The organism is Streptococcus oralis (assembly GCF_964238205.1).
Lineage (GTDB): Bacteria > Bacillota > Bacilli > Lactobacillales > Streptococcaceae > Streptococcus > Streptococcus oralis_CZ.
Genome location: NZ_CAXSLF010000003.1, coordinates 153,785 through 173,075, shown reverse-complemented (window position 1 = coordinate 173,075; position 19,291 = coordinate 153,785). Strand labels below are relative to the sequence as shown.

At 38.1% G+C, this 19,291-nt stretch carries 28 protein-coding genes; 27 read left to right on the top strand and 1 reads right to left on the bottom strand.

Annotated features, from left to right (window positions below; genetic code table 11):
• The first annotated feature begins 55 nt into the window (after positions 1-55).
• From ACESOD_RS05975 to ACESOD_RS05900, 16 genes are all read left to right on the top strand, one after another.
• A complete protein-coding gene (locus ACESOD_RS05975) occupies positions 56-658 on the top strand; it encodes a Rha family transcriptional regulator (RefSeq protein WP_373094543.1) in 603 nt (200 codons plus the stop codon).
• A gap of 11 nt (positions 659-669) precedes the next feature.
• The gene (locus ACESOD_RS05970) at positions 670-918 is read left to right on the top strand and encodes a hypothetical protein (protein ID WP_373094502.1); all 249 of its coding nucleotides are present in this window, start codon (positions 670-672) and stop codon (positions 916-918) included.
• Positions 919-1,036: 118 nt separating this feature from the next.
• Complete coding sequence (locus ACESOD_RS05965; protein ID WP_033630516.1) at positions 1,037-1,465, top strand: hypothetical protein; 429 nt, start codon at positions 1,037-1,039, stop codon at positions 1,463-1,465.
• A gap of 2 nt (positions 1,466-1,467) precedes the next feature.
• Positions 1,468-1,617, top strand: coding sequence for a hypothetical protein (locus ACESOD_RS05960; protein WP_198921228.1), 150 nt, complete (start codon positions 1,468-1,470; stop codon positions 1,615-1,617).
• 205 nt (positions 1,618-1,822) lie between these two features.
• A complete protein-coding gene (locus tag ACESOD_RS05955; RefSeq protein WP_373094501.1) occupies positions 1,823-2,275 on the top strand; it encodes a hypothetical protein in 453 nt (150 codons plus the stop codon).
• Positions 2,272-2,472 carry a hypothetical protein gene (locus ACESOD_RS05950; protein ID WP_049510232.1) on the top strand — a complete coding sequence of 67 codons (201 nt, stop codon included), beginning with the start codon at positions 2,272-2,274 and terminating at the stop codon, positions 2,470-2,472. Before ACESOD_RS05955 ends, ACESOD_RS05950 begins: the two co-directional genes overlap by 4 nt.
• A gap of 1 nt (position 2,473) precedes the next feature.
• Positions 2,474-2,680: a hypothetical protein gene (locus ACESOD_RS05945; protein WP_049510230.1), complete on the top strand. Its 207-nt coding sequence runs from the start codon at positions 2,474-2,476 to the stop codon at positions 2,678-2,680.
• 4 nt (positions 2,681-2,684) lie between these two features.
• Positions 2,685-2,954, top strand: coding sequence for a hypothetical protein (locus ACESOD_RS05940; RefSeq protein WP_049510228.1), 270 nt, complete (start codon positions 2,685-2,687; stop codon positions 2,952-2,954).
• A complete protein-coding gene (locus ACESOD_RS05935; RefSeq protein WP_373094500.1) occupies positions 2,945-3,460 on the top strand; it encodes a hypothetical protein in 516 nt (171 codons plus the stop codon). The genes ACESOD_RS05940 and ACESOD_RS05935 overlap by 10 nt, the downstream gene beginning before the upstream one ends.
• Positions 3,453-4,907, top strand: coding sequence for a virulence-associated E family protein (locus ACESOD_RS05930; RefSeq protein ID WP_373094499.1), 1,455 nt, complete (start codon positions 3,453-3,455; stop codon positions 4,905-4,907). Before ACESOD_RS05935 ends, ACESOD_RS05930 begins: the two co-directional genes overlap by 8 nt.
• A gap of 539 nt (positions 4,908-5,446) precedes the next feature.
• Positions 5,447-5,611: a DUF2292 domain-containing protein gene (locus tag ACESOD_RS05925; RefSeq protein ID WP_096421471.1), complete on the top strand. Its 165-nt coding sequence runs from the start codon at positions 5,447-5,449 to the stop codon at positions 5,609-5,611.
• Positions 5,612-5,771: 160 nt separating this feature from the next.
• Positions 5,772-6,341, top strand: a complete 570-nt coding sequence (locus ACESOD_RS05920; RefSeq protein WP_373094498.1) for a hypothetical protein — start codon at positions 5,772-5,774, stop codon at positions 6,339-6,341.
• 17 nt (positions 6,342-6,358) lie between these two features.
• Positions 6,359-6,712, top strand: coding sequence for a hypothetical protein (locus ACESOD_RS05915; RefSeq protein WP_373094497.1), 354 nt, complete (start codon positions 6,359-6,361; stop codon positions 6,710-6,712).
• 175 nt (positions 6,713-6,887) lie between these two features.
• Complete coding sequence (locus ACESOD_RS05910) at positions 6,888-7,100, top strand: hypothetical protein (RefSeq protein WP_373094496.1); 213 nt, start codon at positions 6,888-6,890, stop codon at positions 7,098-7,100.
• Between the two features lie 48 nt (positions 7,101-7,148).
• On the top strand, positions 7,149-7,439 hold the full coding sequence (locus tag ACESOD_RS05905) for a DUF7675 family protein (RefSeq protein ID WP_373094495.1): 291 nt from the start codon (positions 7,149-7,151) through the stop codon (positions 7,437-7,439).
• A 15-nt stretch (positions 7,440-7,454) separates the two neighbouring features.
• On the top strand, positions 7,455-7,799 hold the full coding sequence (locus ACESOD_RS05900; protein WP_373094494.1) for a hypothetical protein: 345 nt from the start codon (positions 7,455-7,457) through the stop codon (positions 7,797-7,799).
• A gap of 36 nt (positions 7,800-7,835) precedes the next feature.
• On the opposite strand, the gene ACESOD_RS05895 is transcribed toward ACESOD_RS05900, so the two are convergent.
• Positions 7,836-8,051 (bottom strand): hypothetical protein, encoded by a 216-nt coding sequence (locus ACESOD_RS05895; protein WP_373094493.1) that lies wholly within the window; start codon positions 8,049-8,051, stop codon positions 7,836-7,838.
• A gap of 447 nt (positions 8,052-8,498) precedes the next feature.
• Here ACESOD_RS05895 and cdaA point away from each other — a divergent pair, with 447 nt between their 5' ends.
• The 11 genes from cdaA to metA all read left to right on the top strand — a co-directional run bounded on the left by cdaA (position 8,499) and on the right by metA (position 19,285).
• The gene (cdaA, locus tag ACESOD_RS05890; RefSeq protein WP_373094492.1) at positions 8,499-9,356 is read left to right on the top strand and encodes a diadenylate cyclase CdaA; all 858 of its coding nucleotides are present in this window, start codon (positions 8,499-8,501) and stop codon (positions 9,354-9,356) included.
• Positions 9,343-10,134: a CdaR family protein gene (locus ACESOD_RS05885; protein ID WP_373094491.1), complete on the top strand. Its 792-nt coding sequence runs from the start codon at positions 9,343-9,345 to the stop codon at positions 10,132-10,134. The genes cdaA and ACESOD_RS05885 overlap by 14 nt, the downstream gene beginning before the upstream one ends.
• A 21-nt stretch (positions 10,135-10,155) precedes the next feature.
• A complete protein-coding gene (gene glmM / locus ACESOD_RS05880; protein WP_373094490.1) occupies positions 10,156-11,505 on the top strand; it encodes a phosphoglucosamine mutase in 1,350 nt (449 codons plus the stop codon).
• 65 nt (positions 11,506-11,570) lie between these two features.
• Positions 11,571-11,945, top strand: coding sequence for a DUF1149 family protein (locus ACESOD_RS05875; protein ID WP_001050093.1), 375 nt, complete (start codon positions 11,571-11,573; stop codon positions 11,943-11,945).
• Between the two features lie 3 nt (positions 11,946-11,948).
• Positions 11,949-12,797 (top strand): DegV family protein, encoded by an 849-nt coding sequence (locus tag ACESOD_RS05870; RefSeq protein WP_060955434.1) that lies wholly within the window; start codon positions 11,949-11,951, stop codon positions 12,795-12,797.
• Between the two features lie 281 nt (positions 12,798-13,078).
• Positions 13,079-13,846 (top strand): 4-hydroxy-tetrahydrodipicolinate reductase, encoded by a 768-nt coding sequence (gene dapB, locus ACESOD_RS05865; RefSeq protein WP_373094489.1) that lies wholly within the window; start codon positions 13,079-13,081, stop codon positions 13,844-13,846.
• Positions 13,843-15,042 (top strand): CCA tRNA nucleotidyltransferase, encoded by a 1,200-nt coding sequence (locus ACESOD_RS05860; RefSeq protein WP_373094488.1) that lies wholly within the window; start codon positions 13,843-13,845, stop codon positions 15,040-15,042. Before dapB ends, ACESOD_RS05860 begins: the two co-directional genes overlap by 4 nt.
• The gene (locus ACESOD_RS05855; protein ID WP_373094487.1) at positions 15,039-16,907 is read left to right on the top strand and encodes an ABC-F family ATP-binding cassette domain-containing protein; all 1,869 of its coding nucleotides are present in this window, start codon (positions 15,039-15,041) and stop codon (positions 16,905-16,907) included. Before ACESOD_RS05860 ends, ACESOD_RS05855 begins: the two co-directional genes overlap by 4 nt.
• Complete coding sequence (locus ACESOD_RS05850) at positions 16,907-17,503, top strand: hypothetical protein (protein ID WP_373094486.1); 597 nt, start codon at positions 16,907-16,909, stop codon at positions 17,501-17,503. Before ACESOD_RS05855 ends, ACESOD_RS05850 begins: the two co-directional genes overlap by 1 nt.
• Positions 17,504-17,634: 131 nt before the next feature.
• Positions 17,635-18,147: an adenine phosphoribosyltransferase gene (locus ACESOD_RS05845; RefSeq protein ID WP_006145170.1), complete on the top strand. Its 513-nt coding sequence runs from the start codon at positions 17,635-17,637 to the stop codon at positions 18,145-18,147.
• A 193-nt stretch (positions 18,148-18,340) separates the two neighbouring features.
• On the top strand, positions 18,341-19,285 hold the full coding sequence (gene metA / locus ACESOD_RS05840) for a homoserine O-acetyltransferase MetA (RefSeq protein ID WP_001122704.1): 945 nt from the start codon (positions 18,341-18,343) through the stop codon (positions 19,283-19,285).
• Positions 19,286-19,291 lie beyond the last annotated feature (6 nt).

The following is a 19,291-nucleotide window of genomic DNA, read 5'->3' as shown; positions in this document are numbered from 1 at the left end:
CATGGTACTGTCTTAAGTGGCAAGCATGAGCAAAAAAGCAGAAAGGAGCGAACCGATGGAATTGGTTTATATGGACGGCAAGAAAGAGCCGTACACTACGAGTGCAATCATAGCTGAATGTGCTGGAGTAAAGCACCACGCAATACAGGAACATATTAGAAAACAGATTGGACGACTGGAGCAATTTGGAAAGGTGTCATTTAAAATGCGACCTTTACAAAGTGGACAACAGGCAAAAGATTATATTTTGAACGAGCAACAGGCTACTTTGCTGATTACATTCTTAAAGAATACCGAGCAAGTGGCCAACTTCAAAACCAACCTAGTCAAAGCATTCTTTGAAATGCGTGATGAACTTTCTAAACGTTATCTTCAGAGAGAACTGGAAAAGCCAAAGCGCAAGACCTTAACCGAAGCTATCCAAGCATGGGAGAAAGCACCTAAGCATGCCTATAGTACCCTTACAAACTTACTACTAAAGGGAGTGACAGGGAAGAATAAAGCGCAACTCATGAAGGAGCGAGAAAGTAAGAACGGCATTGATGGCTTGACAAGCGCAGAACTGACAAATTACCAACGTTTGGAAGATATGGCAATAGCTATGATTAATTTGAATAGGGGGTATTCAGAAATTAAGGAATTAATTTTTAAAGTATAGGAGTATAGAAAATGGAAAATGATTTTAGGACAGTTACAAATGCCAAAGGGTTAGAAATTCCTAAGTATTCCAAGGATTTTAAAAAGCTAGTTGAGAAAGACAGACAACTAGCCGAATATCTTTGTATGAACTACGAGAACTTGGAGAGTGAAGACCTGGGCGCATTTCTTGAAACGGTGGAGCAGGGAATCAGCTGGATTCTAGATCTAATCGAAAGTAAAGACTTGCTTTATCAACCCAAGTCAGGGAAAAAAGCATGAAAAAGACAACAAAAAAAGTCACTTGCTCAAATTTTGGTCGAGGAGAGCAAGCGGCTAGATGAATGGTATAGATATTTTTTCTATACCTTGATTATAGCATAGAAAGACAAGGTACACAATGAGAAAACAACATCAAGCAGTAAAATTCAAGGATATTGCTGAAAAATTGCCTGAACTAGAGGGCAAAAACTTAGAAGAAATTGCTGGAGTATTAGGCTATCGTAACCTAGATAGTTGCAAGGTTAATCTTTACAATCTCAGACAAAATAAGCGACTAGGTTTCAAAGTAGAAAAAGGAGTTTACACTAAGTTTGAACTCTTGGACGATACTGTAAAAGAAGAACTGGAAGACAAGGAACTTGGGGAACGTGGTCGCTATTTGAAGAGTGTAGACCGATACAAGGCTATGTTAAACGCCTTTTCTATCGCCTTTGATAGCACGGTTAAGGCAGAAACTAGACAAAAAGCAGAACATGACGGACTGAAAGCCTTGGATAGGATTCCAGATAAATACTACGCCCTACTTTATGACATGATGGAGAGCTAGGGATGGAAGAAAAGACACATTTTGCTAGATTCATGCGTAGAGGTATGGAATTAGCAAGGCAATTACATAGCAAAGAAATTCAACGAGAAGAATTTGATAGAGCCTGGAAAAGATTAGGCGATCAAATCGAAAACGAAACAAAGACAAACTAAGAAAACCGAAGAGCAGGCAAGCAATTAGAAAAGGTTTTGAAAAAAGAGTGCTGACACGGCGACTCTAAGCACTTGTTTAGTAAAAATGTGGGTGATTACCCACGAAACATCACTACATGCGTCCGCCAACTAGGGGCAATCGCCCAGCGTTTGGAGTGGTGGGAAAACTGTATAGGAAAAAGGCAAGAAAAAGGAATAGTAGACTATGACAGAAACAACATACGATATTATCGCTAAAAGCTTGGATAGAATTAGTATGGAATTACACCAAGCAGACGAAAACAATGATTTTTTAAGAATAGGACTCTTATCAGGACAATTAAAAGCTATCAAAGAAAATTTACACCGCTTACTTTGGATTGAACTTCCTGAATTGAATGAAAGCCATAAAATCGAGGCAGTCTCTAAAAGCACTACGGGAATGTTTTTCCACCCTGGTATTTTTGAAATGGATGCTATGCGACAAGCATTCTTTAAACGCCAAGCCAAGCACTTTTTTGATAACGAAGCAGAGCAACAGGCATATATAGAACATGCTGAAAAGGAGTATTTAGAGGCTACTATAACCTTGAAGGATATCATTTTTAAGTCTAAAAATGAGACTCATCAAGTGAATAAGGATTGCCTAGTAGCGAAGTTTGAAGAGGCAATGCAATGACACTAGACATAAAAAACATGACACAAACAGAATTTGATAACTTCATGGCTAATTTAAAGGTAAACAATCCGAATTTATTCCAGTTTATCGTTGATTTTATCAATAAAAAAGTAACCGTTCAAGAAGTTGAAGCTTTCCAAAAGATGGAGCCTGAAGTGCAACAGTTATACATCAAGAATTACAAAGCGAGGACATAAGATGAATGAGTTAAATTTAACCAACACACAGGCACTTATCTTTTCCGTGTTAATCATTGGTTTGTTGATTTATTTAAACCATCGAGATCGTAAAAAAAGCGTCCAGATTGAGCGAGAAAATAGACAGATGAAAGAGACACCTAGCGAGGATTTAAGCCCTGATTATGGGCGTTATATTCAGCTTGCAGGGGTTAAGCCGTGGAGGTGATGATATGTTTGAAAAGATGATTGAGGAACTCAAAACAAAAATATTAGAAGCTATCGAGCGTTATCTAAAAAGCCGTGAGAAAGTACCGCCTAGAATGCTTAAGTTGATGAATAGAAGTGAAGTCAAGCAAGAGTTAAAAATCAGCGACAATACACTAAGTAAGTTTGAGAGATTGGGCTTACGGCGCTATCAACCGCCCGATGAAGATTCAAGAATTGTATTTTACTTAGTGGATGACATTCATAAATTTATGGGGGTGGAAGAATGCGAGTGATCGAGTTGATTTTATCAGCTGACAAATTAGCATTATTTGCCTTTCTAAAGTCTACCCCTACCCAAGTTTGGAAGAATGGAAATCACTATAAGTTTGTATACTACGAGCCAATAGGTGAGGGACTGACGGATTTTCGTTACAAAGGCTTATATGTAGCTATCCGAGACGAAAAGAGTGATAGGGAAGGATGGGAACTAGCTAGACCATTAGAAATTACCTTGGCTAGTCCTGAATTGCTGATGATCCTGAAAGATTTAGAGGTAAATAAATTGACAGAGCAACGGCAGGGGCTTGGAGTGGAGTTAAAAGGCTGGGTTTTTGACCTGATTTGTAATGGCATTTATACCAGGTATGAGACTTCACTTTTTGTCCGATTGCTATTTGTGAATGGTTACAGTTTTAGTCAGTTAGTGGATTTGTTTTCTACTATCGTCAAACGGAAAGAATTGGCCAGTTATTTCCTTGAAGTAGCGACAAAATTCTATAAGGAGGTGGCTTTTGAATAGTGAAGAAATTGTAACTAAAATTATCGAAGAGAATCAGCAACAAATACCGCCTACCGCGGTGGACTTGACCCAAGCAAGAGAGACCAACGAGGATAATAATAGTCTGAATCTAACACCGAAAACCAAAGGGAAAGGCTTTGCGGTTACCTTGGACAATCTTAAGAAGATTTTAAGTGGAGATAGCAAACTGAAGGGGGCGATACAGTACAATACATTCACTTATGAAATTGACGTGACAAAAGCAACAAAATTGAACGGTAGAACCTTAAGCGGAACCATTGACGACCTAATTATTAGAGAGATTAGGGCTTATATTGCTACAAAGTACAAGATAGATTATAAAAAAGGGGATATCGCTGATATTTTGGAGGTGGTGGCTGGTGAGCATAGCTACAACCCTTTAAAAGACTATCTGGAATCATGCGAAAGCGAATATAGAGAGTTAGTGAATCAGCGTGATCCCTTTGCTATTTTAAGGCATTATCTCAATATCAAAGATGATGAATATAACCGTATTATCATGGATTTGTTTTTCCGTGGTGCGGTTGCTAAGGTATTTGACCCCTCTATTAAGTTTGACTTTGTGCTGGACTTGACTGGAAGGCAGGGAGTAGGAAAGACCCAATTTTTTGAGGGACTATTCACTCACAAGTATTTTACAACCGTTGAAACTTTCACAGACAAAGACGATAAGGCTAGAATGGTTAGAAATTGGTGTGTATTTGATGATGAAATGGTGGCCAGTAAAAAGGCTAGTTTTTCAGAGTTGAAGAAGTTCATCACCGAAACCAAACTAGAGTATAGACCGCCTTATGCTTCCAGTGATAGACGACTACCCAAGAGTTTTATCATCGTGAGGGCAACTAATGATCATGATTATTTGAACGACTTAACAGGGGAAAGGCGCTTTCTTGTTGCTGAAGTACATAAGGATACCACTTATAAGGGCAGGAAGTGGACGGAAAAAGACCGCAGAGCTTTTTGGGGCGCTATGGTAGTAGCTTGGAAGTCTAACCAGTCTTTGACGCTGACAGACGAGCAGGAGAACCTGGTAAATGAGGTAAGAAGTAGGTACAAATTTGCTGATGAAACTCTTGAGGATTTGGAGCGTTATTTGGCTTTACCTTTTCCAAAAAACATGTACCATTACCCAGTTACAGATAGAACCAGGTATTACTATATTTACGACATGATGAACGAGGGCTATTTTAGAAATAGTAAAGGTGGAACTGTTGAACTTGATACAGATAAATATGGCGAATTGGTAGAACGTGACAAGATGACTATAAACCTATTTTTCCAAGAAGTCTATCTAACTGACAAAGCACCACCAAAGGATAAAGCAAAGGTTAAAAAGTATATGCAAAATAAAGAGGGATGGGAACACAAACGATCTTTGAAATTTGGAAAAAGCGTTAAACCTGGTTACTCAAAACATAAAAGGTAGTTAGGGTAGTCACTAACTCAAAAAATAACTACCTTTTAGAGGGGAGCTAGAGCCTTTAAATAAAAAGGATTTAGAAAAAGGGTAGTTTTTAAGTTTTTACTGACTACCCTATTAAACCCTTGATATTATTGACTTTTATGTTAAAAAGTAGTTATTTTACATTATTTATAAAGTAAATAGAATAAATAGATTAAAGGCGTTTATTATTTATTTTTTTTCGGAGCGAGGTGACTACCTGACTACGCATTTTCTAAACCCTTGTGGCTGTAAGGCAGAAGTGGTAGTCACTAGATATTCAAAAATGACTACTTTTTTTGAAATTGAGAGAATGATAGTTAAACAGAATTAAAAATCATGTCATAAATTAGCAAAAATTAATGCCTAAATACTCTTCTAATTTAACACATTGAAAAAATGTAAATTAAAAAACGCAAAATAGACCTACCCCCTTGATACAAAAGGGATTGAGGGAATCCTTTGAATTTAACAGAATAGAAGATATGTTAAATATATGACACTAAAAAAGAGAGGAAAAACAGATGAATCCGAACAAAGATTACACGCCATTTTTACAGGATAACTTTATTATTTTTGTCAAAAATGGTATAATAGAAATGAAAAAAATCCCAGACTTTGGAAGTGTAGTATTTACCAGTCAAGATGGTAATATTGTCCAGATTGAAACAACAATTAAAGAAAGATAGCTGACTAGAAAACTAGAGGCGTAACATTAAAGCTAAGCGGCTTTTTGTTACGTCTCTTTTTGCTTTTGGAAAGAGGAGAACAATGAGGAATAAAGATCCAGTAGACAATCGTAGGTAACAAGTACAATAAAAAAGAATAAAAGAAATAAGGAATAAAAACATGGAAACATTACAAACTATTGAAACAAAAGTAACTAAACTAATCGAACAAAACCAAAAAGATATTACAGAAGCTGAAGAAGAACTAATTAAGACAGGGCAAGTTATTTTAGAAGCACAGGCAGAGTTACTACAGGCTCAAAGAGAAATAAATGCCCAAAAGTATACAGAAGCAAAAACGAAACTATGGACAGCAGAGCAAACGAAAGAATTGTATGAAAAACAACTAGAGACAATAAGTAATCAGCCTGTAATTTCTTATGAAGAATATCATGAAATTATTGGTGATATTACAAAACTAGCTAATAAAGAGCAAGAGGACTGCTATACACAAGCTTGTGAAAAGTTGAAAGAAGTTGTGGCAATTGCTAATATTGCTGTAGAAAAGGCTAACAAAACTGATCAATTGCTTAAAAAAATAGAAGGTCAATTAACTAAGAATAGTGAATCATACAAGAAAAATAAAACAGGAGCATATCTGTTCTACTCAGGGATAGGCTATAACCCACAGAGAGCACTTTATAAACACAAAGAACAATTAGAAAGAATTATAGATAATTTTTCAAAATAAAGGAAAGGAAAGAAAACATGAACTTATTTAGTTATAAAAGAGACCTTGGAGAAATTATAGGAGAACTACAAGTAGGTGCTGAAAAAGAAAGAGAAGAACGACAAGAACAATATAACAAAATTAGAGAGCAGGAATTCGAAAGAGATTTAAAGGAACAAAGAGGATACGAGAGTTTAATAAAAGCGACAAGTATACACTTAGAGCAAGATAAAGAAAGAGCATATAATACTAAAGTGAAACAACTTACATCGGATGCAAAAAAAGAAATAGAAAAGAAGGTAGCGAAAGAAATTCATTATAAAACATCTGAAGAAAAGGCAGAAGATGATTGTTATCGTTCTCTGATAAAAGGAATAAATTTTGAAGAATAAAAAACATAAAAAATTAGGATAGGGGGGTATCCCCCTCCCACTAGGCGCTCGCGAGCTTCACGCCGTCACTGTACATTTTTTCTCGCGCCAAATCACAGAATTAAGTAATAATGAAATAAAATGTTAGGGCTTAGAAATATAAAAAAATGATATAATCGAGGTGTGGTAATTATGTATGAAAAAAGATGAAATTAAAAAATATTTAGACACAGATCTTGAATTTAATGTTAATGGCCGAGGTGCTTGTTTCTTATCTAGCATTTGTGTAGTTGGTTATGACTATGAAGGTCAGCAGTTTGATACAATTGATGAAGCTATGGAGGCTAAAGTTTTTGATGGTAAAAGTTTAGTGGATATATGGGATGAGGTTTTTCCACAAGTATCTTAAAATAAAAATATGTTCACATCATTTCAAGTGATGATAGAAGGAGCCTGAATGATGTTATATAACGACTTAATGGAATGTGATATACCGAGTTCATCCGATGAAATAGATGAAGTTCTTATTTCAGAGTCTAATCTTGAAGGATACAGTGATTTTTACAAAAATAATGAAGAATCAAAAATTTGGTGGATTGATAAGATAGATGTTAGAGGAGAGCTGTTGTTCAGTTTTGATCAGCAAAAAATTTATAATTTATTTCTTGATTATCCCCACAATATGACTGAAGAAGAAGTTAGAATTTTTGATAGCGAAAATCCGTTCTGGAGAGAATTTTTTCAATGAGTTGGGTAGTACGAAATGGAAGTAGACAACACAGAAACAGTTAAAAGAGCATATCATTTTTTGAAAAGTTACAAGTCGCTGAAGAAGTTAGCTAATCTTAGAGATACTCCAGGTGCATTTGAAATCAAAGCTATAGAGATGGTCAAAATGATAGACTCTTATAGTAGCAGCCTAGACGAAAAGAAACGTGATATATTTTATAATTTATTTATTGTTTCCCAAAAACAAAAGCATACTTTACAAGAACTATATAGATTACTGAATATTGATAAAACAGAGTATGATCGTCTCAAAAGTGAAATCTTACTAGATTTTGCTCATAGTTATAGGGAAGGAGCATTATTGACATATCACGATTAAAAACTACTGGTAGAATAAAATCCCTTAGAAACAAATCTAAGGGATTTTTGACTGGCCGATTTTATCAGCAATTTCAACTTTTAAAATTTCATTTTCAAACAATCTCATCCATCGTAAACTTGTTTTAACAGATAAAGCATCATACTCTTCATCAAAAGTACCCTTATCTTCAAAAAGACAAATTCCTTCAAAGGATTTGTTATCAACATCTGTAATTGTTACAACTTTATTGTTAAACTTTCTAAGTTCCATTTTTATTTTCCTTATTTTGTAGTAGCATAGTTTGTTATATTATTGGAATATCCTTAGCTTTTGCTAGTTTTATAGTATTATTATACTTCAATATTGGAGCTATTGCTAATGATTGAGAGAGTATTCTAGATATGCTATAATACTAGCAGGTAATAAAAAAAGCACGTTTGATCGTGCTAGTTTCTTGCCTGCTGAACTCATAAATGATACGCCCTTTTTAAGGGGCTTTTTTTGTGAACTTTTTTAGGAACTTTAAATGATTTGTAAGGTTCTCTAATGAATTGCGTTTTTTAAAAATTCGGCAACACTAGTTTTTTTAGAGAGCTAAAGTGATAAAGCAATATTCGTGAAATATTTTCTACCAATTTAAAATGAAGTAGGGGGAAGAAAATTTTCATATAAAATGATATAATGAAGAGTAGCTTTTTTATGGAGAGGAGGCCTAGAATGAATTTTCAACAATTATCTAATCTTCAATACTGGTCTAGTTTATTTTCCAGTCCTTGGAGTATTCTGATAAATGTGATTGATATTCTTATCGTTGCCTATATCTTATACCAATTTACAAAATCAATTGCAGGAACCAAGATTATGATCCTGGTTCGAGGTGTTTTAGTTTTTATCTTAGCTCAGATAGTGGCAAATACCCTAGGCCTGACAACTATTTCCTGGTTGATCAATCAATTGATTACTTACGGTGTTATCGCAGCGGTAGTTATTTTCTCTCCAGAAATTCGGACAGGTTTAGAGCGTTTGGGACGTGCGACTGATTTCTTTTCAAGTACACCAATGAGTTCAGAAGAACAGATGATTCAGGCCTTTGTCAAAGCGGTAGAATATATGAGCCCGCGTAAAATTGGAGCACTGGTCTCTGTTCAGCGTGTCAGAACCTTGCAGGAATATATTTCCACGGGGATTCCTTTAGATGCTAAAATTTCTGCAGAACTCTTAATCAATATCTTCATTCCAAACACACCTTTACATGATGGTGCAGTCATTATAAAAGGTGATCGAATAGCTGTAACATCTGCTTATCTTCCACTTACTGAAAACACTGGTATTTCTAAGGAGTTTGGAACGCGACACCGTGCAGCCATTGGTTTATCTGAAGTATCAGACGCCTTAACATTTGTTGTGTCAGAAGAAACTGGAGGCATTTCCATTACCTATAATGGTGTCTTTAAGCATGATTTAACGATGGAAGAATTTGAGGAAGAACTACGTCGTATCCTGATTCCGGAAAATTCACAAGAGCCAAGCTTAACAGAGCGTATATTAGGAGGCTGGAAGAATGAAAAAAAATAGTTTATATATCATCTCCTCACTCCTCTTTGCTTGCGTTTTATTTATCTACGCTACCTCTATTAATTACCAAAATAATAATAATGCAAGACCGGCTCGAACAGAAACCTATACCAATACGGTCGTAAATGTACCGATTGATATTCAGTACGATAGTGAGCAGTATTTTATTAGCGGTTTTAGTTCAGAAGTAACGGTATTTTTAACTGGATCCAATCGAGTGACCTTGGCTAGTGAGATGCAAGAAAGCACTCGTAAATTCAAGGTTATTGCAGATTTGACACAGGCGACAGAAGGAACCATTGAAGTTCCCTTGACCATTGAGAATCTTCCAAGCGGTTTAACAGCCCTAGCAACACCACAGAAAATCACCGTTAAAATTGGGAAGAAGGCAACACGGGATAATTTACCAGTCACTCCACAGATCGACACTGGTAAGGTTGATGAACGAATTCTCATCGATAGTGTGACCGTTTCAGACGAACGCGTTTCGGTTACTAGTGATATCGATACCTTATCTAAGATTGATAAGATTGTGGCTGTCTTACCAACGAGTGAAAAAATTACAGGAAATTATACAGGTTCAGTTCCCTTACAAGCTATTGATAAGAATGGAACAGTTTTACCAACGGTGATTACACCGTATGAAACAACCATGAAGATAACAACGAAACAAGCTAGATCAGCAAGTAGTTCTAGCTCATCAACGACTAGCTCATCTTCAACGAAATCTTCTACTACAGGGTCTGAAACCAAACCAGACTCTTCAAAGAAAGACTAAAAAATTAGAAAAGGATATAACATGGGTAAATATTTTGGAACGGACGGAGTCCGTGGAGAAGCAAACGTAGAATTAACACCAGAATTGGCTTTTAAACTTGGTCGCTTCGGAGGATATGTCCTCAGTCAACATACGACGGAAGCACCTAAGGTTTTTGTAGGACGTGACACACGTATTTCAGGTCAAATGCTTGAAGCAGCTTTGATTGCTGGCCTCCTTTCGGTCGGAATTCACGTTTATAAGCTTGGAGTTCTTGCAACACCAGCAGTAGCATATTTGGTGAAAACTGAAGGAGCGAGCGCAGGTGTCATGATTTCAGCTAGCCACAATCCAGCCCTTGATAACGGGATTAAATTCTTTGGTGGTGACGGCTTTAAACTTGACGATGATAAAGAAGCAGAAATCGAAGCCTTGCTAGATGCCAGTGAAGATACTCTCCCACGTCCAAGTGCAGAGGGCTTAGGTACGGTTGTTGACTACCCAGAAGGTTTACGTAAGTATGAATCCTATCTTGTTTCAACTGGAACTCCTCTTGAAGGGATGAAGGTTGCCTTGGACACTGCTAACGGAGCAGCTGCAACCAGTGCTCGTCAAATTTTTGCAGACCTAGGTGCTCAATTAACAGTTATCGGTGAAACACCAGATGGCCTTAACATCAACTTGAACGTTGGTTCAACTCATCCAGAAGCTTTGCAAGAACTTGTAAAAGAAAGCGGGTCAGCTATTGGTTTAGCCTTTGATGGTGATAGCGACCGTTTGATTGCTGTTGATGAAAATAGCGAAATTGTCGATGGTGACAAGATTATGTACATCATTGGGAAATACCTCTCTGAAAAAGGTCAATTGGCTCAAAACACGATTGTGACAACAGTTATGTCCAACCTCGGTTTCCATAAGGCCTTGGATCGTGAAGGAATCAATAAAGCAGTCACTGCTGTTGGAGACCGCTATGTAGTTGAAGAAATGAGAAAATCTGGCTACAATCTCGGAGGTGAGCAGTCAGGTCACGTTATCTTGATGGACTATAATACTACTGGTGATGGTCAGCTTTCAGCTGTTCAATTGACCAAGATCATGCAAGAAACAGGTAAGAGTTTGTCTCAATTGGCCTCAGAAGTGACAATTTACCCACAAAAATTGGTCAATATCCGTGTGGAAAATACCATGAAAGAAAAAGCTATGGAAGTTCCTGCTATCAAAGCTATTATCGAGAAGATGGAAGAAGAAATGGCAGGAAATGGTCGCATCCTCGTTCGCCCAAGTGGAACGGAGCCACTCTTGCGTGTCATGGCTGAAGCCCCAACCACTGAGGAAGTAGACTATTATGTAGACACTATTGCTGAAGTTGTTAAAACTGAGATTGGTATTTAGTAAATCTAGCAGAAAATAAAAAAATATGGTACAATGGCAACTATATTGTACCAATGGAGATGAAAATGAATTTAAAACGTGAACAAGAATTTGTCAGTCAGTATCACTTTGATGCGCGTAACTTTGAATGGGAAAATGAAAATGGAGCACCGGAAACTAAGGTAGATGTAAACTTCCAGTTGCTTCAGCATGATCAAGAAAATCAAGTTACCTCTTTAGTAGTTGTTTTGAGCTTTATGATTGTCTTTGATCGATTTGTCATTAGTGGAACGATTTCTCAAGTCAACCATGTTGAAGGTCGTATTATCGATCAACCGAGTGATTTTAGCCAAGAAGAGGTTGAGACCCTAGCTCGTCCATGTTTGGATATGCTTAATCGTTTGACTTATGAAGTAACAGAAATTGCCCTTGATTTACCGGGAATTAATTTGGAGTTTTAAGAAATGAAATTAGCGGTCATAACAGACTCATCTGCTTTTCTACAAGCGGAAACCTTGCGGAAAGAAGATTTATTTGTGCTAGACATTCCTGTGAATATCGATGGACAGGAGTATGTTGAAGGTGTAAATCTAACCGCTCAAGAATTTTATGAAAAAATGGCTTCAGCAAGCGAATTACCAAAAACGAGCCAACCAAGTATTGCCAAGTTGGATGAAATTTTATCATCATTAAAAGCTAAAGGCTATACACATGCCTTAGGTCTTTTCCTATCTTCTGGAATATCAGGATTTTACCAAAACATCCAGTATATGAAGGATGAATATGAAGGGTTAACCATTGCCTTTCCTGATACCCGTATTACAAGCGCTCCTCTAGGCTATATGGTTGAGAGTGTCTTGAAATGGGCAGAGCAAGGAGATGGCTTTGAGTCTATCTTAGATAAAGTAACTGAACAGATTGAAAATACCTCAGCCTTTATCATGGTGGATGATCTTGACCATCTAGTTAAGGGGGGACGACTCTCTAATGGCGCGGCTATTTTGGGGAATCTCCTAAGTATTAAGCCAATCCTATATTTCAATGACCAAGGTGTGATAGAAGTATATGAAAAGGTTCGTACAGAGAAAAAGGCTACAAAACGCTTAGTTGAAATTGTTAAAGAAGCAACAGCTAATGGGAATTACCAGATTACTGTCATTCACGGGAATGCTCCTCAAAAAGCAGCAGATTTGCGCCAGCTTTTAATCGATGGTGGAGTGGCTACAGATGTTTCAATTGCAACCTTCGGTAGTGTTATTGGGACTCACCTGGGAGAAGGAAGTATTGCTCTGGGATATACACCCATAATCTAGACTATTTTTCATGGACAGCTTATGTCCTTTGGATCTTAAAGTTGAACACGCCTGAAACCCTGTGTGAAAAAAATAGTTCTTCCAAGGAGTATCTACTCCTTGCTCAGACCTCCTATTTTCACTTTGTGTTCTTACAGGCTTTGTATCTTAGAAATTGAACACGGACTACCTGCCTCTTGAAAAAAGCTGCCTGTCTTGCCTTTCGTGGAAAGTCAGCGCTATTCCCTATTTTTCATGGGCAGCTAAGGTCCTTTGTATCTTAAATAGGAGTAGAGATTGAGATGAGTATTCGAGTAATTATTGCTGGTTTTAAGGGGAGAATGGGCCAATCTGCTTGTCAGATGGTTTTGTCTGATCCTGAACTTGAACTAGTAGCAGTATTGGATCCTTTCGAAACTGCAACAGAATGGCAGGGAATTCCAGTATTCAATGATAAGAATGACTTGGCAGGCTTTGAAGCAGATGTCTGGGTGGACTTTACAACACCAGCTGTTGCCTATGAGAATACCCGTTTTGCGCTTGAAAATGGCTTTGCACCTGTCGTTGGAACAACAGGTTTTACTAGTCAAGAGATTGAAGAACTAAAAGAATTTTCTCGTTCTAAAAACTTGGGTGGCTTGATTGCTCCTAACTTTGCCTTGGGTGCTGTCTTACTCATGCAATTTGCGGCACAAGCTGCAAAATACTTCCCAAATGTAGAGATTATTGAGCTTCACCATGACAAGAAAAAAGATGCCCCTAGCGGAACAGCTATCAAAACAGCGGAATTGATGGCAGAGGTTCGTGAGTCTATCCAACAAGGTGCTAGTGATGAGGAAGAACTCATCTCAGGTGCACGTGGAGCTAATTTTGATGGTATGCGTATCCATTCGGTCCGTTTGCCAGGTTTGGTAGCTCATCAGGAAGTTATATTTGGAAATCAAGGAGAAGGATTGACCCTACGTCATGACTCCTATGATCGTAGCTCCTTCATGACAGGGGTGAATTTGGGAATCAAAGAAGTTGTCAAGTGTCATGAGCTTGTCTATGGATTAGAACACTTATTATGAGATTAACACAAATGCCTTCTGAATTTCAGAAGGCTTTACCAGTATTAGAAAAAATTAAAGAAGCAGGCTTTGAAGCCTATTTTGTTGGAGGCTCTGTTAGGGATGCCCTACTCAATCGTCCCATCCATGATGTGGATATTGCGACTTCATCTTATCCAGAAGAGACCAAGCAGATTTTTCCACGGACAGCTGACATTGGCATTGAGCATGGAACCGTTTTGGTTTTAGACGGAGATGAAGAGTACGAAGTGACCACTTTTCGAACAGAAGATGTCTATGTAGACTACCGTAGACCAAGTTCAGTTTCTTTTGTTCGTTCGCTAGAAGAGGACCTCAAACGACGTGATTTCACAGTTAATGCCTTTGCCTTAGATGAGATGGGCGAAATCATTGATTTGTTTGATGGTCTCAAAGATTTAGAAAATCAAGTCCTGCGAGCGGTTGGTGTAGCTAGTGAACGTTTCAATGAAGACGCGCTACGCATCATGCGTGGATTTCGTTTTCAAGCTAGTCTCGGTTTTGAACTCGAGCAAGAAACATTTGAAGCGATGAAGACCTTAACGCCACTCTTAGAGAAAATCTCTGTGGAGCGCACCTTTGTCGAGTTTGATAAGCTTTTACTGGCTCCCTATTGGCGAGTAGGTTTATCTTCTATGATTGCAAGCAAAGCTTATGATTATCTTCCAGATATGGCTGGTAGTCAGGACAAACTCCAATCTTTGTTTGACTTAGAGGCTGATTTTACCTTTGAATCTTCTGAGCAAGCCTGGGCAGCACTTTTATGGGTTTTAGAAGTGGAAGATGCTCAACAATTTTTGAAACATTGGAAAACTTCGCGTCAATTTGCCAAGCAAGTTCAAGATTTACTTACGATCTTAGAACTTCGTGAAGAAGGAGAACTAAGCAAGCGCGATTGTTACCGCTTTGATCTAGATTTGCTTTTACAGGCTGAAAATCTTCGTCAGGCTCAAGGAAAAGAAGTCAATCCACAGGCCATCACAGAGACTTATCACAGCCTAACTATCCATGATAAGAAAGAAATTCAAATCAATGGTGGGATTTTGATCAAAGAATATGGCTATCAACCAGGACCAGAAATGGGTGAAATTTTAGCAGAGATTGAGTATGCTATTGTGGATGGAGATTTGGCAAATAACTTGGAAGCAATTCATGCCTACTTGAGGGAGAAAAAATGAGTGATTTTATTGTTGAAAAACTAAGTAAATCCGTTGGGGACAAGACCGTCTTTAAGGATATTTCCTTTATCATTCATGACTTGGACAGAATCGGTCTTATCGGCGTCAATGGAACTGGGAAAACAACCCTTTTAGATGTGCTTTCAGGAGTTTCTGGTTTTGATGGTGATGTTAGCCCATTTTCAGCAAAGAATGATTACAAAATTGGCTACTTGACTCAGGACCCAGATTTTGATGATAGCAAGACTGTCTTAGATACTGTTCTATCGAGTGATTTGAAAGAAATCCAGTTGATCCGTGAGTATGAATTGCTTATGCTCAACTACAGTGAGGACAAGCAGGCCCGTTTGGAACGTGTCATGGCCGAGATGGATTCCCTTCAAGCTTGGGAAATTGAGAGTCAGGTCAAGACCGTTCTCAGCAAGTTGGGAATTCAGGATTTATCAACTCCCGTTGGAGCCCTATCAGGTGGTTTGCGAAGACGGGTTCAGTTGGCGCAAGTCCTTCTGGGCAACCATGACCTCTTGTTACTAGATGAACCAACCAACCACTTGGATATTGCCACCATTGAGTGGCTGACCCTCTTCTTGAAAAATTCCAAGAAAACAGTGTTATTTATCACCCACGACCGTTACTTCCTAGATGCGCTTTCAACGAGAATTTTCGAATTGGACCGAGCTGGTTTGACAGAGTATCAAGGAAATTACCAAGACTATGTTCGTCTCAAGGCTGAACAGGATGAGCGCGACGCAGCTCTTCTTCACAAAAAGGAACAACTTTATAAGCAAGAATTGGCTTGGATGAGAAGACAACCACAAGCTCGTGCAACCAAGCAGCAGGCACGTATCAATCGATTCCATGACTTGAAAAAGGAGGTTTCTGATACTAGTGTTGAGACAGACTTAAGCATGAATTTTGAAACTAGCCGTATCGGAAAAAAAGTTATCGAGTTTAAGGATGTTTCCTTTGCCTATGACGACAAACAGATTCTGCAACATTTTAACCTTTTGGTTCAAGCCAAAGACCGTATCGGAATCGTTGGGGACAATGGTGTTGGTAAGTCAACTCTTCTCAATCTCATTGCGGGAAGTCTTGAGCCAACGGAAGGAGAGGTTATCATCGGTGAGACGGTTCGCATCGCCTATTTCTCTCAACAAATCGAAGGCTTGGATGAGAGTAAGCGGGTTATCAATTATCTGCAGGAAGTGGCAGAAGAGGTTAAGACCAGTAGTGGCTCTACGACTTCAATCGCTGAGTTACTAGAACAATTTCTCTTCCCACGCTCAACACACGGTACTTTGATTGAGAAGTTGTCTGGTGGTGAGAAAAAACGACTTTACCTCCTTAAACTACTCCTCGAAAAACCAAATGTTCTCCTCTTGGATGAGCCAACTAATGACCTAGACATTGCGACCTTAACTGTTCTAGAAAATTTCTTACAAGGTTTTGCAGGTCCAGTCTTGACCGTTAGTCACGACCGTTATTTCCTTGATAAGGTGGCGACTAAGATTCTTGCTTTTGAGAATGGCATCATACGTCCGTTCTTTGGCCACTATACCGACTACCTAGATGAAAAAGCCTTCGAAGCAGAAGCAACAAGTCAAGTTCAAAAGGCTGAGAAGGAAAAAGTCGTCAAAGTCCGTGAAGAGAAGAAACGAATGACCTACCAAGAAAAGCAAGAATGGGCAAGTATTGAAGGTGACATCGAAGCCTTGGAAAACCGTATCTCTGTCATTGAAGAGGAAATGCAGGCCAATGGCTCGGACTTTGGGAAGCTAGCTACTCTTCAAAAAGAGTTAGATGAAAAGAATGAAGTCTTGCTTGAAAAATATGAACGCTATGAATATTTAAGTGAGTTAACTTAATGGAAGAGAAAATCATCAAATGGAGCAGTAAGAAAATTATATGGACTATTCTTCTCTGCTTCCTTGAGTTAGCTTTTCTTCTTTGGATCCTATCTTTTATGATGACCTATCCCAAGGAGGCACCTGTGGGATTGGTGGCATTAAGACTCTTTGTCTTATTCTTAATCATCATTGTTGGATGGATTTTGTATGAACGTTTGCGACTTCTTTTTTCAGATAAAGAGTATTTGAAATGTACGGCCCAAGGTTTTTCCTATAAGCCACATCCTAAAAAAGATTGGCAGTTTTATTCCTGGGGGCAGGTAGAAACGTTTTCTCTTATGAGAATCAAGGGTGGTAGAAGTTCAAGGGATTTTTATACTATTGAAGTTCATTTTTATGACAAGAATTTTATAAAATCCAACTCTTTATGGAATCGTCTACGAAGTAGATTTTCGACTGCAAAGCAAACAAATGTTTTGAAAATCCCAATCTATTTGCTGGATGTCGGTTTACCGCGAAGAGTATTTGAAACCATGTCCTACTTTGAGCGAGAGTGGCGCATCCAACAAAATCGTCAACGCAATCAAAAATCTAAAAGCAAAAAGAAGAAATGATTTTATTAAGCGAGCAATAGTTATAGATCTGATTAGAAGCCTTGGACTCAGTTTCCAGGGTTTCTTTCTATTTCTCTTTTCTAAGATTTATGGTATAATAGGGAGTAAAAACTTAAAAAGAAAGAAATGCTATGAACTTAAAAGATTACATTGCAAGTATTGAAAATTATCCACAAGAAGGAATTACATTCCGTGATATCAGCCCCTTGATGGCCAACGGTAATGCCTACAGCTATGCTGTTCGTGAAATTGTTCAATATGCTACTGACAAAAAGATCGATATGATCGTAGGACCAGAAGCGCGTGGATTTATCGTTGGATGTCCGGTTGCTTTTGAGTTGGGAATTGGTTTTGCTCCTGTGCGTAAACCAGGAAAATTGCCACGCGAAGTCATTTCAGCTGACTACGAAAAAGAATATGGTGTTGATACTTTGACTATGCACGCAGATGCTATCAAACCAGGTCAACGTGTTCTGATCGTAGATGACCTTTTGGCAACAGGTGGTACTGTGAAAGCAACCATCGAAATGATTGAAAAACTTGGTGGTATCGTAGCTGGCTGTGCCTTCTTGATTGAGCTTGATGAGCTTAAAGGTCGCGAAGCTATCGGAGATTACGATTATAAAGTGCTTATGCATTATTAATGAAAAACAGTCCCTAGGGCTGTTTTCTCTTCATCTGATATAAAAAAAGGCTATATCTAGTTAGAGAAAAACTATAATTGAAAACTATATCTTCTTACAGTATAATAAAGGGAAGGACTTTCGTCAGCTGATTTTTTCATTTGATGACTGTATGTTCACTTGAGCCTAAACTTGATACAGTAAGGAGATTTCCATGCCGATTCGAATAGATAAAAAATTACCAGCAGTTGAGATTTTACGAACGGAAAATATTTTCGTCATGGATGACCAGCGGGCGGCTCATCAGGATATTCGACCACTGAAAATTCTGATTTTAAACTTGATGCCACAGAAGATGGTTACAGAGACTCAGCTTTTACGACATTTAGCTAATACTCCTTTGCAGTTAGATATTGATTTCTTATATATGGAAAGTCATCAGTCGAAAACAACTCGTTCTGAGCATATGGAGACTTTTTATAAGACCTTCTCGGAAGTTCAAGACCAGTATTTTGATGGCTTGATTATCACAGGAGCGCCGGTTGAGCATCTTCCTTTTGAAGAAGTGGACTATTGGGAGGAATTTACTCAGGTCATCGATTGGTCAAAGACACATGTCTTTTCAACCCTGCATATTTGCTGGGGAGCACAGGCTGGCCTCTACTATCGTTACGGTGTAGATAAACACCAGATGGCTCAAAAGCTTTCGGGAATTTATCCTCAGGATGTTTTAAAAGAAGGTCATCTTTTGCTGAGAGGTTTTGATGACTTGTATGTGTCTCCTCATTCTCGTCACACAGAAATTCTCAAAGAAGACATTGTAAATAAAACCAATCTAGAGATTTTAGCATCTGGAAAAGAGGTGGGAATCTCTATCCTTGCAAGCCGAGATTTAAGAGAAGTTTATAGCTTTGGGCATTTGGAGTATGATCGTGATACCCTAGCGAAAGAATATTTTAGAGATCTAGATGCTGGTTTAGATCCCCATATACCAGAAAATTATTTCAAAAATGACGACATCCATGAACTTCCTTGTATGCGTTGGAGTTCCTCAGCAGCTCTCTTTTTCAGTAACTGGGTAAATTATGCAGTTTACCAAGAAACGCCTTTTGAGTGGAAGAGTGCAGAAGAAGATGTCTCTCATTTTGGATATTTATAAGAGGAA

Bases quoted from the DNA above. Each gene is read 5' to 3' on its own strand.
- ACESOD_RS05870 (WP_060955434.1), top strand. From the start codon at position 11,949: ATGAAATTAGCGGTCATAACAGACTCATCTGCTTTTCTACAAGCGGAA.
- ACESOD_RS05905 (WP_373094495.1), top strand. From the start codon at position 7,149: ATGATGTTATATAACGACTTAATGGAATGTGATATACCGAGTTCATCC.
- ACESOD_RS05920 (WP_373094498.1), top strand. From the start codon at position 5,772: ATGGAAACATTACAAACTATTGAAACAAAAGTAACTAAACTAATCGAA.
- ACESOD_RS05965 (WP_033630516.1), top strand. From the start codon at position 1,037: ATGAGAAAACAACATCAAGCAGTAAAATTCAAGGATATTGCTGAAAAA.
- glmM (WP_373094490.1), top strand. From the start codon at position 10,156: ATGGGTAAATATTTTGGAACGGACGGAGTCCGTGGAGAAGCAAACGTA.
- ACESOD_RS05925 (WP_096421471.1), top strand. From the start codon at position 5,447: ATGAATCCGAACAAAGATTACACGCCATTTTTACAGGATAACTTTATT.
- ACESOD_RS05970 (WP_373094502.1), top strand. From the start codon at position 670: ATGGAAAATGATTTTAGGACAGTTACAAATGCCAAAGGGTTAGAAATT.
- ACESOD_RS05860 (WP_373094488.1), top strand. From the start codon at position 13,843: ATGAGATTAACACAAATGCCTTCTGAATTTCAGAAGGCTTTACCAGTA.
- ACESOD_RS05975 (WP_373094543.1), top strand. From the start codon at position 56: ATGGAATTGGTTTATATGGACGGCAAGAAAGAGCCGTACACTACGAGT.
- ACESOD_RS05955 (WP_373094501.1), top strand. From the start codon at position 1,823: ATGACAGAAACAACATACGATATTATCGCTAAAAGCTTGGATAGAATT.
- ACESOD_RS05915 (WP_373094497.1), top strand. From the start codon at position 6,359: ATGAACTTATTTAGTTATAAAAGAGACCTTGGAGAAATTATAGGAGAA.
- ACESOD_RS05895 (WP_373094493.1), bottom strand. From the start codon at position 8,051: ATGGAACTTAGAAAGTTTAACAATAAAGTTGTAACAATTACAGATGTT.
- ACESOD_RS05845 (WP_006145170.1), top strand. From the start codon at position 17,635: ATGAACTTAAAAGATTACATTGCAAGTATTGAAAATTATCCACAAGAA.
- ACESOD_RS05850 (WP_373094486.1), top strand. From the start codon at position 16,907: ATGGAAGAGAAAATCATCAAATGGAGCAGTAAGAAAATTATATGGACT.
- ACESOD_RS05950 (WP_049510232.1), top strand. From the start codon at position 2,272: ATGACACTAGACATAAAAAACATGACACAAACAGAATTTGATAACTTC.
- ACESOD_RS05960 (WP_198921228.1), top strand. From the start codon at position 1,468: ATGGAAGAAAAGACACATTTTGCTAGATTCATGCGTAGAGGTATGGAA.
- ACESOD_RS05875 (WP_001050093.1), top strand. From the start codon at position 11,571: ATGAATTTAAAACGTGAACAAGAATTTGTCAGTCAGTATCACTTTGAT.
- ACESOD_RS05855 (WP_373094487.1), top strand. From the start codon at position 15,039: ATGAGTGATTTTATTGTTGAAAAACTAAGTAAATCCGTTGGGGACAAG.
- ACESOD_RS05940 (WP_049510228.1), top strand. From the start codon at position 2,685: ATGTTTGAAAAGATGATTGAGGAACTCAAAACAAAAATATTAGAAGCT.
- metA (WP_001122704.1), top strand. From the start codon at position 18,341: ATGCCGATTCGAATAGATAAAAAATTACCAGCAGTTGAGATTTTACGA.
- ACESOD_RS05900 (WP_373094494.1), top strand. From the start codon at position 7,455: ATGGAAGTAGACAACACAGAAACAGTTAAAAGAGCATATCATTTTTTG.
- dapB (WP_373094489.1), top strand. From the start codon at position 13,079: ATGAGTATTCGAGTAATTATTGCTGGTTTTAAGGGGAGAATGGGCCAA.
- ACESOD_RS05945 (WP_049510230.1), top strand. From the start codon at position 2,474: ATGAATGAGTTAAATTTAACCAACACACAGGCACTTATCTTTTCCGTG.
- ACESOD_RS05885 (WP_373094491.1), top strand. From the start codon at position 9,343: ATGAAAAAAAATAGTTTATATATCATCTCCTCACTCCTCTTTGCTTGC.
- ACESOD_RS05910 (WP_373094496.1), top strand. From the start codon at position 6,888: ATGAAAAAAGATGAAATTAAAAAATATTTAGACACAGATCTTGAATTT.
- cdaA (WP_373094492.1), top strand. From the start codon at position 8,499: ATGAATTTTCAACAATTATCTAATCTTCAATACTGGTCTAGTTTATTT.
- ACESOD_RS05935 (WP_373094500.1), top strand. From the start codon at position 2,945: ATGCGAGTGATCGAGTTGATTTTATCAGCTGACAAATTAGCATTATTT.